Genomic DNA, 14,149 nt, shown 5'->3' with positions numbered 1-14,149 from the left:
CCGGGATTTTATTTTATCCATTTACAATCTTCTCCTGATGGTTGATGGACTCTTGGTGAATGGCCTTGAACATTCTCAAGATAAATTCTTCGCTCAATCCTTTACTTTCCCCTTCCAAAATCATGGCACCCAAGATTTGGTTCCAACGGTTGGATTGTAGCACGGCAACGTTACGCTCCTTTTTCAATGCCCCGATACTATCGGAAATCTTCATACGCTTTCCTAGGATATCTATCAATTGATTATCTATTACGTCAATTTGGGCGCGTAGATTGCTTAATTTAGAATTATACTCCGCCTCAACATCGGTCTCCTTTCTAATCTTCAGATCTTTCATAATCTGGATTAGCCTTTTTGGTGTTACCTGCTGGGCGGCATCGCTCCAAGCGTTATCGGGATCGTGGTGCGTTTCGATCATCAAACCATCAAAATTAAGATCTAGGGCGGTTTGGGATACATCAAAGATCATATCCCTTTTTCCTGTAATATGCGATGGATCGTTGATCAATGGTAAATCTGGAAACTTGTCCTGAAACTCGACCGCCATTTGCCACTCCGGGATATTCCTATATTTGCTTTTCTCGTAGGTGGAAAAGCCACGGTGAATGGCGCCCAATTTTTTGACTCCAGCGGTATACAATCTTTCTATACCTCCCAACCAGAGGGCCAAATCCGGATTTACAGGATTTTTTACCAAAACGATTTTGTCGGTTCCCTCCAAGGCATCGGCCAATTCTTGCATGATAAATGGACTTACAGTGGAACGGGCCCCGATCCACAACAAATCCACATCATACTCCAGCGCCAATTCCACATGCGCCCTATTGGCAACTTCGGTGGCCGTTTTTAACCCGGTTTCCTCACGTACTTTCTGTAACCATTTTAGGCCCAGGGCACCTACTCCCTCAAAGTTCCCAGGACGTGTTCTTGGTTTCCAAATACCTGCACGGTAATAATTTACATCGGTATCCTTTAATTCATGGGCGATTTTTAAAACCTGCTCTTCTGTTTCAGCACTACACGGTCCTGCAATTACCAGCGGATGGCTCAAGTTCATATCATCCAACCAGGATCTCATTTCTTTCTTGTTCTCCATTACTTCTTATTTATCGGTATTCCTTTTAAAATTGATTTTATTTTGTTCGTATTGTTCATTTCATTGTAAATACCCTCAAAATCATCCTCTTTCAACAATTCCCTAAATTCCATCAGGTTTTGAATGTATTCGTTTAAGGTCTCTATGACGTTTTCCTTGTTCTGCTCAAAAATGGGCGTCCACATGGCAGGTGAACTTTTTGCCAAACGCACGGTGCTTTCAAATCCACTGCCTGCCATGTCAAAAATATCGCGTTCATTTTTCTCTTTTTCAATTACCGTCTTTCCTAACATAAAAGAGCTTATGTGTGACAAATGGGAGACATAGGCGATATGCTTGTCGTGGGCCTTTGGGTTCATATACCGAATCCTCATTCCCAACAGCTGAAAAATCTCCAAGGCCCTTTCCTGCAATTTAAAGGCGGTCTTTTCCACTTCACAGATAATATTGGTTTTGCCCTCGTACAAGCCCAGTACGGCTGCGGATGGCCCTGAAAACTCCGTACCCGCTATGGGATGACAGGCCAAAAAATTTCGTCTTTTGGGATGGTTGGCTAAGGCCTTGCAAATGAGTTCCTTGGTGGAACCGGCATCGCATACCACACAATCATCATCAACAACATCCAAGATTCTTGGCAATTCCTTCACCATTTCGTTCACAGGAATGCTTACCAGAACGAAATCCGCTTCGGGCAAATCCCCATAGTTGGCCTTATGCTCTATTAGTCCCAGAGACAGGGCCTCCTCCAAATGGTCCGGATTCGCATCTATACCAAATACGATAGCATCGGGCATTATTGCCTTAATATCCTTTACAAAGGAACCTCCTATTAGACCTATTCCAATTACAAAAACGTTCATAGGTCTCCCTTTGCCCCTCCCAAGGAGGGGAATTTTGATGTTATTATCATGTTTTCTAACCTGTGCATCTACTATCTATTCAAATCTTGAAATAGCCTCCTGAATCTTCTCTTTTGATACGCAAAGGGAAAATCGGATATACCCCTCCCCGTTACTTCCAAAAATGGTTCCCGGTGTGATGAAGATATCCCTATCATATAAAATATTGTCTATAAATGCTTCTGCCGAGGTAATACTCATGGGCAATTTGGCCCAAACGAACATACCCACGGCATCTTCATCATAAATACAGCCCAATTTTTTCGCCAATTGGAAAATAAGTTGCCTGCGCTCCCTGTAAAGCTCGTTGAGGTCACTATACCACGCATCCGTGCTTTCCAAAGCGGTTATGGCTCCTTTTTGAATACCATAAAACATTCCGGAATCCATGTTGCTCTTCACCTTTAGCACGGCCTCCAAAAATTCTGCATTTCCCAAAACGAAACCAACGCGCCATCCGGCCATATTGAATGTCTTGCTCAACGAATTCAGTTCCAAGCAGACCTCTTTGGCTCCATCGATCGAGAGCATACTTTGCGGATTATCGTTCAGTACAAAACTGTAGGGGTTATCGTTCACTAAAAGAATATCGTTTCTTTTAGCAAAGGCAATCAATTTTGAAAATTGTTCCCAAGTCGCGGTTGCCCCGGTGGGCATGTGCGGATAGCTTACCCACATCAGTTTCACTTTTGAAAGGTCTTGGGCCTCCAAAATGTCCAAATCCGGGAACCAACCATTACCTTCCGTGAGATCGTAATAAACCGGCACCGCCTCCACCAAGTTCGTAACGGATGTATAGGTAGGATACCCCGGATTGGGCACCAACACTTCATCGCCCTTGTTCAAAAAGGCCATGCTAATATGCATGATTCCTTCCTTGGAACCCATTAAAGGTAGTATTTCGTTTCCAGCATCGACCGTTACCCCGAATTTCCTTTTGTAGAACTCGGCAATGGCATTTCTAAATTCGGGCAAGCCCTGGTAGCTTTGATATTGATGTGCACCATCGTCCAGAATGGCCTTTTGAACGGTTTGTATAACTGCTTCGGAAGGGGCCAGATCCGGACTTCCAATACCCATGTTTATAATGGGCCTACCTTTGGCCATAAGCCCTCTTACCTCCCTCAATTTCTTGGAGAAATAATATTCCTGAACCGATTCCAATCGTTTGGCAGTTCGTATCATAACATGGCGTTTTTATATTCTCCCAATATCTTTACCTCCTCCAACATGATATTCAAGAGTGATTTTGCTTTATCAAAATCCTCGTATTTGTTAAATGTCACATCCACAAAAAAAGAATATTTCCAAGGTGTTTCAATCACGGGGAGGGACTGAATTTTGGTCAGGTTTAAATTACAGTCGCTCATCACGTTCAGCACTGTGGCCAAACTACCGCGTTTGTGGTCCGTTAAAAACCGTAATGACGCCTTGTTTATCTCTTCCTTGGATAGTTCCTTGTTTTTTGTTTTGACAATGATAAAACGGGTAGAATTATTTTTGATGGTCTGTATATCGTCCGCTACGATGTCCAAATCGTATAATTCTGCCGCGACCTTGGGAGCGATGGCCGCAATATGCCTTAATTTTTTATCGTGTATGCGCTTTGCCGTTTCTGCCGTATCCACATCCTCCACCAGTTTAATATTGGGATAATCCTTAAAGAACTCCTTGCACTGCAATAATGCCATGGGGTGGGAACTTACCTCCCTAATATCCTTGAATTTCTGACCTTTCAACACCATGAGATTATGATGGATATTCAGATAATATTCCCCTATGATATGAAGGTTGTTCTTATGCACCAAGGCATAGTTTGGAATGATGGACCCGGCGATGGAGTTTTCAATGGCCATGATACCTTTGTCCGCATTCTTTCTAAGTAATTCATCCACTACGGCATCAAACGAAAGACATTCTACCAAATCCACTTGCTCATCAAAATAATCCTTGGCTACTTGATGGTGGTTAGACCCTTTAATTCCTTGTATGGCTACTCTTATTGGCACGACTTTTTTCTAAAAAAAAAGTCCCGTTTTTCACGGGACCTTTCGTATTATTTTGTTTGCAACATACTACAACAGTCCCGTACCTCTCTTAAAAAAGAAGTAAAAATAAAAACCATTCCAGAAATATTGCTTTGTCATAATCTTTAAAACCGGGGCTAAAGTAATAATTATATTCAAATCTCCAAGTGAAGTCCCCAGACTTTTTTAAAAAATTAGATAAAACATTGAAAAAGTGATTCCTAAAACTTCAACGCCAACCCAACGCCCCTATCCGAGGGCACCAACCTATAAGTCGTTTTTCCCAGACTGTCGTTGAATTCCAATATGGCATCTTTCTTATTCTTATTGGCAAGGCAATAGAAGATGGATCCCACGACCGCCGTACCTGCAAAGCCAATTATTGGCGCTGTGGTATCATTGTCATTGTTCTCATTGACCAAGTACCAAATCCCAAAACCTAGGTTGGCGGTCGCTGCCGCGAAGGTAACGCCGTATTGCTTTTTGGCCTTGGACCAATATACTTCCGAAGCGGGATTTGAATCCATGGCCATACCAAATTCCTTCCAGGTCATTTTATCCTTGTCCTGATAAAACTGATCTCCCCACATTCCTTGAAAAACGGTTATTTCTTGGGCAACGGAATTTTGCAGTGCGAACATGAACGTCACTAAAGTTACAAACTGAAATATTTTTGATGAATTCATAGTATTTTTTTGTTTAAAGATAAATAAGAAATATTGAACAAGAATAAGTCGTGTATCCTTTAACATGTTTTTAATATGCAGATAGGGTACATCGGTTGGAAACGGGTTCCAAAACTAGTCCCTAAAGACCAACCTTCCGTTGAAGATTACGGATACGTCCACGGTGTTCGGTCGGTTATAGGAAATAACATCCCCGTACCCCCTTATGACCCCGGAAATGGATTCCTGCGGATTGACCAAGATATCATTACTTCCCCTATGATTTATGGAAACGTTTTGGGAGACCAATGCTTGCGCTTCCACCCTGGAATCCCCTGCAGCTATGTTCACATTCAAATTTTGGGTGTTTCCCCTTAATGTAAAATAGGCTATACCGTTTACGACAATGCTGAGGTTTCCCGTATTGAGATTTAGGTCGAATTCGCCGTCCGTGGTTTCCGCCTCAGAAACCAAAAAACTTTCAGAAAGCAACGTGAGGGTTGGATAGGAGAGCACACCATCGCTCGTTATGGCCAATCCCGTGCTACTTCTGATTTCACTGATATTGGGCGAAGTTACATATACGGTGGTCAGCCCGTACTCCCTAAAAAAATTGCACCCATTTTCATTTCTAAGTATGAGTCGGTCACCCTCCACCGCAACAGATATTTCTTCCCACAAATTCTCCCCTGTCGCTACCTCCACCTTCTGGGTATCCCCTTGTTTCAAAACCAAGGCAATTTTTTCAAAAACGGTTATCTTATCGAATTCAGGCACTTCAACTTCCTCACGTATGATTTCACCTGAAGTTTGTAAGCAATCGGGTGCATTTTCGTTACTACATGATGTAGGCACTAAACAAATAATGAAAATCACAAAGCAATGATGCAACCATCGCTTACATTTATTTTTTTGATGATTTTTGTTCCTAAACATTTTCTATAATCGTATTCCCATTCCAAATTCGACGGCTTCGGCAGCGGCACCATGTGATTTCAATGTAATGGCACCAAACCATTGCTTTCCAAAATAGCGTTTTAAACCAACTCTATTATACACACGTCCCTCAAAATCAAAGGGATAATACACATAATAGCCCAGCTGCGTGATAACAGACACTTTATTGATGAACAGTTCATGACCCAAGAAAACGCCAATTCGTTTGTAATCATCATCGGATTGGACATCCATTTCGGGAAATGACGTGGCCTGAAACCGAATCAGTTCCTTCAAAAAACTCGAGAAAAACACATCGGCCCCTACGTGAATGGCACTTTTCCTCCCCAATCTTTTATCGGCATATCCAGAAAAAATAAGAAATCCGTATTGTCCAGAGCCTATTACATCGCTTTCGTTGAGTCCCCCGCGCAAAATCAGATTATAACGGACCGGTTCAGTCACTTTTTCACGGTTGGGAGTCCTTATATAGGCCAATTCCTCACCACCGTCCAAATCATAGGTAAGTCCCAAATTGAGCGCAAAGGTATTGGTAGACGTATTGGGTGCCCTAAAATTACCATTGGAATAATGAATTATGGAGATTCCCCCCTTCATCCCCAGCCCAGATATTAGGTTCTCCTTATGATAATTGAGCATTAAGTAGGTAGAACTCATAAAGTCCGAGCCATAGGCATTGTTCCTAAAATTTTCTTCTCGATCATACGGATTGGTCGTATAAGCTATCCCCTGCCCGATCCTAAATTGGATTTTCCTTTTTAAGAAATAGAAATTGTAATGCGCGTATAGCCCGTAGTTCTCTCCCAAGGTTGGATTGTTCATGTCCTGATATATGAAGGAAGCCCCATAATCCGGATAGTTATACAATTCCTCCCATTCTTGGGAACCATAGGTTTTTCGGTTATATCCTAAAATCAATCCCCCGGGGTGATCGGTTATTAAATGGGAAATATCCGTATTATGAAGTAGGACCGAGCCATAGAACTGACTTAGGTCTAAGGTATGCTTTTTGACCTCCGCATCTTGGGAAAAACACAAAGTTCCCAAAAGGGATAAAAACAAAAAACATTTCCAATTCATGAATGGCAAAGGTAGTGAAGTTGGGGGATAGTTTTTGGTTGTTCGTTGTTGGTTGTTAGCGGTTGGCGGTTAGCAGTTGGCGGTTAGCAGTTAGCAGTTAGCAGTTAGCAGTTAGCAGTTAGCAGTTAGCAGTTAGCAGTTAGCAGTTAGCAGTTAGCAAAAAAACATTTTTCATTCTTCATTTTTCATTTTTCATTATTTGCTTTTCACTTTAACCATTTGGCGTCCAGCGAACCTAAAACACCTCTTTCGCTATGGCCTTGATATTGTCGGATTTTCCCATGGAATAGTAATGTAGTACAGGTACACCGGCCGACTTCAATTCCTTGGATTGCTGAATGGCCCATTCTATACCTACTTGTCGTACATCTTTGTTATTCTGACAAGCTTCCACCGCATCTATTAAATCCTGGGGAATATCGATCCGAAACACCTGCGGCAACAATTGCAGATGTCTTTTTACCGCAATGGGCTTGATTCCCGGAATAATGGGCACGGTAATACCTATATTTTTGGCAGCTTCCACAAATTCAAAGAATTTTTGATTGTCGAAGAACATCTGCGTCACCACATAGTCCGCCCCGGCATCCACTTTTTCTTTGAGGCGTTTTAGATCGGACTGCAAAGAAGGAGCCTCCAAATGCTTTTCGGGATATCCGGCCACGCCTATACAGAAATTAGCATTATCATCAGAGTCAATGGTTTCATGCAAATATTCCCCACGACTCAGATTCCGTATTTGGGAAACCAATTCCTTGGCATAGCAATGGCCCCCTTCTGTGGGCGTAAAGTATCTTTCTTCTTTCATAGAATCCCCCCGGAGCGCCATTACATTATCAATACCCAGATAATGACAATCCACCAACACATATTCCGTTTCCTCCTTGGTAAAACCGCCGCACAACAGATGCGGAACCGTATCCACATGATATTTGTGCTGGATGGAGGAACAAATCCCCACCGTACCGGGCCGCATACGGGTTACCTTTTTCTCCAAAAGTCCACCTTTGTCTATATACACATACTCCTCCCTGGAGGTGGTCACATCGATAAATGGCGGTTGGAACTCCATCAGCGGATCTATATTATCATACAGTTCCTGAATGCTTTTGCCCTTCACGGGCGGTATCAATTCAAAGGAAAACAAGGTCTTACCCTTGGCTTGTTTTATATGTTCCGTTACTTTCATAGGCTTCTCCCCCGCCCTCTCCCAAGGAGAGAGCTTAATTGGGGACTCAATTTATTATTTTAAAATTTCAACCTTCTACAATGAACATGACCGATACTTTTATTCCCCCTTTGGGGGCTAGGTGGCCTTCGTTTTTTGGGCGTTCGGGCGGGCTTTCCGCTATATTTTTATAAATCTACAATTTATAAAAGATGCCGCTTCAATCCCTAACGCATATCAATCATCGGCAATATTTGGCGCGAGCCATTTTTTGGCCTTTTCCAAACTGATTCCTTTTCTTTGGGCAAAATCTGCTACTTGGTCTTCCTTAATTTTTCCCAGTCCAAAATATTTCGCTTCCGCATTGGCAAAATAATACCCTGAAACCGATGCTGCCGGCCACATGGCCAGACTGTCCGTTAGCTTTACCCCTATTCTTTCCTCTACTTGAAGTAATTCCCAAATGGTCAGTTTTTCCAAATGATCAGGACATGCTGGGTATCCCGGGGCCGGGCGTATTCCTTTGTACGATTCCTTAATCAATTCCTCATTACTTAAATTTTCATCCTTGGCATAGCCCCAATAGTTGATTCTCACCTCCTTATGCAAATATTCCGCAAAGGCTTCGGCCAAACGGTCCGCCAATGCCTTGACCATAATGGAACTGTAATCATCCAAATTCCTTTCGAATTCCGCAGCCAATTCAGCGGTACCAAAACCTGTGGAAACACAGAAAGTCCCAATATAATCCTGGACACCGCTTTCCTTTGGTGCAATAAAATCGGCCAATGCATAATCTGCAACGCCTTCCCTGCGCTGTAACTGTTGTCTTAGTGTCCTAAACTCATAGGTATTTCCATCATCAGGATTCCTGACCTCGATATCATCAGCATTTACGGTATTTGCCGGAAACAATCCAAATACAGCTTTTGCTTTTAGCTGTTTCTTGTCTAATATATCCTTGAGCATTTTTTGCGCATCAGAAAATAAATCTCTTGCTTGTTCCCCAACCACTTCGTCGGTCAATATATCGGGATATTTCCCATGTAATTCCCAACTTCTAAAGAAAGGGGTCCAATCAATATAGGAGACTAATTTATCCAGCTCTTGATTTTCTATCACCTGTATCCCCATCATATGAGGTTCCTTTATTTTAGCGTTGCCCCAGTCGATTTGAAACTTATTCTCACGGGCCTGCACTATGGTTTTATATTCCTTCTTTACGGAACGCTTTAAAAATTTGTCCCTAAAGTCATCATAGTCTTCCTTAATTCTGATTTTGTAAGCCGACGAAGTTTCTTTCTGTAGAAGATCGCCAACGACGGTTACGGCCCTGGAAGCATCGTTTACATGGACCACGGCCTCCGTATATTGGGGATCAATTTTGACTGCGGTATGGGCCTTGCTCGTCGTTGCCCCTCCAATCAGTAATGGGATATTAAAATTGTTTCGTTGCATCTCCTTCGCAAGATGTACCATTTCATCCAAGGAAGGGGTGATCAATCCGCTCAGGCCTATGATATCCACATTATGGTTTATGGCTTCCTGTATTATTTTTTCCGGAGGTACCATTACCCCCAAATCAATAATCTCATAATTGTTACACGCCAGCACCACACTGACAATATTTTTTCCAATATCGTGGACATCCCCCTTCACGGTCGCCATCAATATTTTTCCATTACCTTCGGAGTCCCCTTCCTGCGGATTGGCCAATTTCTCCTCTTCAATATAGGGCAACAAATAGGCAACGGCTTTTTTCATGACCCGCGCCGATTTCACTACTTGGGGCAGGAACATTTTACCGCTCCCGAATAAATCCCCTACCACGTTCATCCCGGTCATCAAATGTCCTTCAATGACTTCAATAGGTTTGTCAGATGCCTGTCTGGCTTCTTCCACATCCACTTCAATATACTGATCGATTCCTTTGACCAATGCCCTTGTAATTCGTTCCTGCAAGGGTTCCTCTCTCCAAGAATTATCCACCTTGCTTTCCTTGGCCTTACCTACAAAGGATTCCGCAAATTCCAGGAGCCGCTCCGTTGCATCTTCTCGACGGTTTAACATTACGTCCTCTACGTGCTCCAGAAGGTCCTTGGGAATATCGTCATATACCTCCAACATCGTTGGGTTTACGATACCCATGTTCATTCCGGCCTTTATCGCATGATACAAAAACACCGAATGCATGGCCTCCCGAACTGGATTATTACCACGAAATGAAAAAGAAACATTACTTACACCACCACTAACACTGCAATAGGGTAAGTTTTCCCTAACCCATTTCGTAGCTTTTATGAAATCGAGCGCATTCAATTTGTGTTCGTCCATCCCCGTAGCTACTGGAAATATATTCAGGTCAAAAATGATGTCCTCTGGAGGAAAGCCCACTTGGTTAACCAGAATATCGTAAGAACGTCGGGCGATTTCAATACGTCTTTCGTAATTGTCCGCCTGGCCAACTTCATCAAAAGCCATAACGATGACCGCAGCCCCATATCGCTTTATCAATTTGGCGTGATGTATGAATTCCGCTTCGCCCTCTTTTAGACTAATGGAATTAACAACACATTTACCCTGAACCACTTGCAGACCTGCTTCGATAATCTCCCATTTGGAACTATCGATCATGATGGGGACACGCGCAATATCTGGTTCGGCAATGACCAAATTCAAAAACTTGACCATGGCTGCTTTACCATCGATCAGTCCATCGTCCATGTTGATATCGATTATCTGGGCTCCTCCTTCTACCTGTTCCCTAGCAACATCCAATGCTTCTTCAAATTTTTCCTCTTTTATCAGTCGCAGAAATCTTTTGGAACCAGCTACGTTGGTCCTTTCTCCTACGTTAATAAAATTACTTTCTGGTGTAACCACTAAAGGTTCCAGACCGCTTAGTTTAAGGTATTTTTTTTGTTTGCTTTCCATATCTATACCTGCTCTACCATTAATGGCCTTGGCTTGTAATCCTTAACCAAATCAGCAATTGCTTTAATATGGGCGGGCGTAGTTCCACAACAACCCCCAATAATATTAATCAACCCTTTATCCAAATACTCCTTAATTTGACTCGCCATTTGTTCCGGATTTTGGTCGTATTCCCCAAAAGCATTGGGCAGTCCGGCATTGGGATGGGCCGAGATTCCGAACTCACTCTTCTTGGAAAGGACCTCTAAATGGGGCACTAAGTCCTTAGCTCCCAAGGCACAGTTGAGTCCTACAGTTAACAAAGGAATATGGGATACGCTAATAAGAAATGCCTCCGCGGTTTGACCCGTTAACGTTCTGCCAGATGCATCCGTAATGGTCCCGCTTATCATGATTGGAACGTCTATATTTCGTTCTTCCTTTACTTCTTCTATTGCAAATAAAGCGGCCTTACAATTTAAGGTGTCCGTTATGGTTTCTATCAACAAAACATCCACACCACCATCCAAAAGGGCTTCTACTTGTTGTTTATACGCTATGCGTAATTCCTCAAAAGTAATGGCCCTGTAACCTGAATCATTTACATCTGGGGACATACTGGCTGTTTTATTCGTTGGTCCCATACTACCTGCTACAAAGCGTGGTTTTTCTGGTGTTGTCAATGTGTATTCTTCGGCAACTTTTTTGGCGATGACGGCCGATTCATAATTAAAATCATAGACAAAATCCTCCATCTCATAATCTGCCATAGCTATGGTGGTGCTGGAAAAAGTATTGGTCTCAATGATATCCGCCCCAGCCTCTAGATATTTACGATGTACCTCCGCCAAAGCTTCTGGCTGCGTAAGGGCCAACATATCGTTATTTCCTTTAACATCAATGTGCCAATCCTTAAATCGTTCACCACGAAAATCCGTCTCTGTAAACTTGTATTGCTGCAACATAGTGCCCATCGCACCATCCAATACCAAAATTCTTTTTTGAATTTCCTCTTTTATATTGCTCATTTCTGTTTCATATTGGACGTTATAACCTCCTATTTTAAATCATTTAAATGTAACGTAAGGAATCAAGAATAGGAATTTGGGCTAGGCCTTTTGGGGTTATCTTTCCCGATGGCATTCGGGATAGAACGTAGCACCTACTTACCTACTGACCAAATCAGACTAGACCAAGGGTTGCCAAGGCTTCAATGGGTCTATTCCCTCCACCTTTCTTGATAACAATACAGTTTTTAATAGAACTGGGGCAAAGTAACGGCTCTACCCGTTCAAAACCAAATAATCATTTTTGTAAAGACTTTTCCATAACAAAAAACCCTTCAATTAGTATTCTTGAAGGGTTCCTTAGTCGTTTCAAAAATTACTATGCTATACTTTGTACCACTTCTTTTTTAGCCTCTTTTTTGGAGCCATCAAATCCTTCTACACCACCAACCGTAGTATATTTCATCACATATCGTTTGCCGGGATTGATGATTTGATAAGCATACTGACACATTACCGCCGCTTCATGAAAACCGGAAAGAATCAATTTCAACTTGCCCTCATATGTATTGACATCTCCAATGGCAAAAACTCCCGGTATATTTGTCTGATAGTCCTTGGCATTGTTCACCTTTATAGCATTCTTCTCAATTTCCAATCCCCAATTTCCGATAGGACCCAATTTCGGTGAAAGTCCGAAAAGCGGAATAAAATTATCCACTTCTAGGTAGGTTTCACCCTTTTCGGCGTCGTTATGTTTGATGACAACGGCTTCCAACTTCTCATCGCCATATAATTTTTTAACCTCGGCTTCCGTGAATAATTTTATTTTACCCAATTTGGCCAATTCCGATGCTCTCTCAACGGAGTCCAAGGCTCCTCGAAATTCATTTCTACGGTGAACCAAGGATACTTCCGAAGCGACATCGGCCAAGAAAATGGCCCAGTCTAGGGCAGAATCTCCTCCACCGGCAATAACCACCTTTTTACCACGATAGACCTCCGGGTCCTTAACCATATAGGCCACGCCTTTATCCTCAAAATCCACAATATTGGAAATGGGAGGCTTTCTTGGCTCGAAAGAGCCCAAACCGCCTGCAATCACCACAACGGGTGCATGGTGCTGTGTACCTTTGTTCGTGGTAACTATATAGGAGCCATCTTCTTGTTTGTCCAAGGTTTCCGCCCGTTCTCCCAAGGTAAATCCGGCTTCAAATGGCTTTATCTGTTCCATAAGATTATCCACTAATGTACCCGCCAATATTTCCGGAAAAGCTGGAATATCATAAATCGGTTTTTTGGGATAAATCTCCGAGCACTGACCACCAGGCTGTGGCAATGCATCGATAAGATGGCATTTTAATTTTAGCAGTCCTGCTTCAAATACGGTAAATAATCCTGTTGGGCCTGCACCTATGATTACAATATCTGTTTTTATCATACTTCTTAATTAGGATTTAGTGGTTAGGAGTTAGCTGTTTAGGTAAAAAAATCTTTTATCTATTCACTTAGAACTTTTAACTCTTTACTATTTACATATCGTTTTTTTATTTCGATAAGCTTTTGCCGATGTCCAACCACTTCACCAATAATAATGATGGCAGGATTGGACAACCTATTCTTCTTTACTTCGTCTTCTATATTGGAAATAGTCCCTACCGCTATTTTCTCGTCTTTCCAAGTACCATTTTGGATAATGGCAATAGCTGTTTCGTCCTTCCCTTCCTTTTTAAAAAAAGAAACAATTTCGGGTAATTTGGACATTCCCATGAGAATGACAACCGTAGCATTACTTTTAGCTGCCAAGGCTACGTCTCCTGATAATTTATGCTGTTTTGTAGTTCCCGTAATGACCCAAAAACTCTCCGAAACCCCTCTTTTGGTAACTGGGATATTTTGGTAGGCCGGCACACTTAAACTGGACGAAATTCCAGGAACCATTGCCGTTTCCAGACCGTGGGAAGCTGCAAATTCCATTTCCTCCGCACCACGGCCGAAAACAAAGGGATCACCCCCTTTTAACCGGACTACGTGTCCGTGGGATTTTGCTCTGGAAACAATCAACTCATTTATTTGGTCCTGTTGATAGGTGTAACAACCTTTTCTTTTTCCAACGAATATCATTTCTGCCTTTGGGGCATATTGTAAAAGCTCTTCGTTAACAAGAGCATCATATAAAACTACATCAGCGCTTTGAAGGGCATTTATTGCCTTAACGGTAATCAATTCAGGGTCACCCGGTCCTGCTCCCAAAACAGTTAACCTCCCCCCCGTTTGGAAGGGAGTGTTTACTGCCGCTGCGATTGTTTTTTGATTGGGTTGTTTGTTAAACTGCAT

At 42.4% G+C, this 14,149-nt stretch carries 12 protein-coding genes and 1 riboswitch; all 12 genes read right to left on the bottom strand.

All coding sequences use genetic code 11. From position 1 onward, the window contains the following. Window positions 1–13: 13 nt before the first annotated feature. Window positions 14–1,096: a bifunctional 3-deoxy-7-phosphoheptulonate synthase/chorismate mutase type II gene (locus tag F0361_RS16930; protein WP_138259314.1), complete on the bottom strand. Its 1,083-nt coding sequence runs from the start codon at window positions 1,094–1,096 to the stop codon at window positions 14–16. Further along, a complete protein-coding gene (locus F0361_RS16925) occupies window positions 1,096–1,956 on the bottom strand; it encodes a prephenate dehydrogenase (RefSeq protein ID WP_154920587.1) in 861 nt (286 codons plus the stop codon). Before F0361_RS16925 ends, F0361_RS16930 begins: the two co-directional genes overlap by 1 nt. 75 nt (window positions 1,957–2,031) lie before the next feature. After that, a complete protein-coding gene (locus F0361_RS16920; RefSeq protein WP_154920585.1) occupies window positions 2,032–3,180 on the bottom strand; it encodes a pyridoxal phosphate-dependent aminotransferase in 1,149 nt (382 codons plus the stop codon). Further along, entirely contained in the window at window positions 3,177–4,004 is an 828-nt protein-coding gene (locus F0361_RS16915; RefSeq protein ID WP_154920583.1) for a prephenate dehydratase, read from the bottom strand. Before F0361_RS16915 ends, F0361_RS16920 begins: the two co-directional genes overlap by 4 nt. A 239-nt stretch (window positions 4,005–4,243) precedes the next feature. After that, window positions 4,244–4,708 (bottom strand): hypothetical protein, encoded by a 465-nt coding sequence (locus F0361_RS16910; RefSeq protein WP_154920581.1) that lies wholly within the window; start codon window positions 4,706–4,708, stop codon window positions 4,244–4,246. Between the two features lie 114 nt (window positions 4,709–4,822). After that, a complete protein-coding gene (locus F0361_RS16905; RefSeq protein ID WP_246160922.1) occupies window positions 4,823–5,542 on the bottom strand; it encodes a head GIN domain-containing protein in 720 nt (239 codons plus the stop codon). 84 nt (window positions 5,543–5,626) lie between these two features. Further along, the gene (locus tag F0361_RS16900; RefSeq protein WP_154920577.1) at window positions 5,627–6,724 is read right to left on the bottom strand and encodes an acyloxyacyl hydrolase; all 1,098 of its coding nucleotides are present in this window, start codon (window positions 6,722–6,724) and stop codon (window positions 5,627–5,629) included. A gap of 235 nt (window positions 6,725–6,959) precedes the next feature. Next, on the bottom strand, window positions 6,960–7,913 hold the full coding sequence (gene metF, locus F0361_RS16895) for a methylenetetrahydrofolate reductase [NAD(P)H] (protein ID WP_154920575.1): 954 nt from the start codon (window positions 7,911–7,913) through the stop codon (window positions 6,960–6,962). Between the two features lie 216 nt (window positions 7,914–8,129). Then, a complete protein-coding gene (gene metH, locus F0361_RS16890; protein WP_154920573.1) occupies window positions 8,130–10,826 on the bottom strand; it encodes a methionine synthase in 2,697 nt (898 codons plus the stop codon). Window positions 10,827–10,828: 2 nt separating this feature from the next. Next, window positions 10,829–11,833, bottom strand: a complete 1,005-nt coding sequence (locus F0361_RS16885) for a homocysteine S-methyltransferase family protein (RefSeq protein WP_138259305.1) — start codon at window positions 11,831–11,833, stop codon at window positions 10,829–10,831. A gap of 93 nt (window positions 11,834–11,926) precedes the next feature. Further along, window positions 11,927–12,052, bottom strand: a riboswitch (SAM riboswitch). Between the two features lie 139 nt (window positions 12,053–12,191). Further along, window positions 12,192–13,253 (bottom strand): NAD(P)/FAD-dependent oxidoreductase, encoded by a 1,062-nt coding sequence (locus F0361_RS16880; RefSeq protein WP_154920571.1) that lies wholly within the window; start codon window positions 13,251–13,253, stop codon window positions 12,192–12,194. Window positions 13,254–13,312: 59 nt separating this feature from the next. Continuing rightward, complete coding sequence (cobA, locus tag F0361_RS16875; protein WP_154920569.1) at window positions 13,313–14,149, bottom strand: uroporphyrinogen-III C-methyltransferase; 837 nt, start codon at window positions 14,147–14,149, stop codon at window positions 13,313–13,315.

Source organism: Maribacter flavus, from assembly GCF_008386635.1.
Lineage (GTDB): Bacteria > Bacteroidota > Bacteroidia > Flavobacteriales > Flavobacteriaceae > Maribacter > Maribacter flavus.
Note: the sequence above shows the minus strand (reverse complement) of the source record. Positions and strands in the feature narration are given on the sequence as shown.

Excerpts from the sequence above, each read along its gene's own strand:
- F0361_RS16930 (WP_138259314.1), bottom strand. The coding sequence starts at position 1,096 with ATGGAGAACAAGAAAGAAATGAGATCCTGGTTGGATGATATGAACTTG.
- F0361_RS16925 (WP_154920587.1), bottom strand. The coding sequence starts at position 1,956 with ATGAACGTTTTTGTAATTGGAATAGGTCTAATAGGAGGTTCCTTTGTA.
- F0361_RS16920 (WP_154920585.1), bottom strand. The coding sequence starts at position 3,180 with ATGATACGAACTGCCAAACGATTGGAATCGGTTCAGGAATATTATTTC.
- F0361_RS16910 (WP_154920581.1), bottom strand. The coding sequence starts at position 4,708 with ATGAATTCATCAAAAATATTTCAGTTTGTAACTTTAGTGACGTTCATG.
- F0361_RS16900 (WP_154920577.1), bottom strand. The coding sequence starts at position 6,724 with ATGAATTGGAAATGTTTTTTGTTTTTATCCCTTTTGGGAACTTTGTGT.
- metF (WP_154920575.1), bottom strand. The coding sequence starts at position 7,913 with ATGAAAGTAACGGAACATATAAAACAAGCCAAGGGTAAGACCTTGTTT.
- metH (WP_154920573.1), bottom strand. The coding sequence starts at position 10,826 with ATGGAAAGCAAACAAAAAAAATACCTTAAACTAAGCGGTCTGGAACCT.
- F0361_RS16885 (WP_138259305.1), bottom strand. The coding sequence starts at position 11,833 with ATGAGCAATATAAAAGAGGAAATTCAAAAAAGAATTTTGGTATTGGAT.
- F0361_RS16880 (WP_154920571.1), bottom strand. The coding sequence starts at position 13,253 with ATGATAAAAACAGATATTGTAATCATAGGTGCAGGCCCAACAGGATTA.
- cobA (WP_154920569.1), bottom strand. The coding sequence starts at position 14,149 with ATGCAGTTTAACAAACAACCCAATCAAAAAACAATCGCAGCGGCAGTA.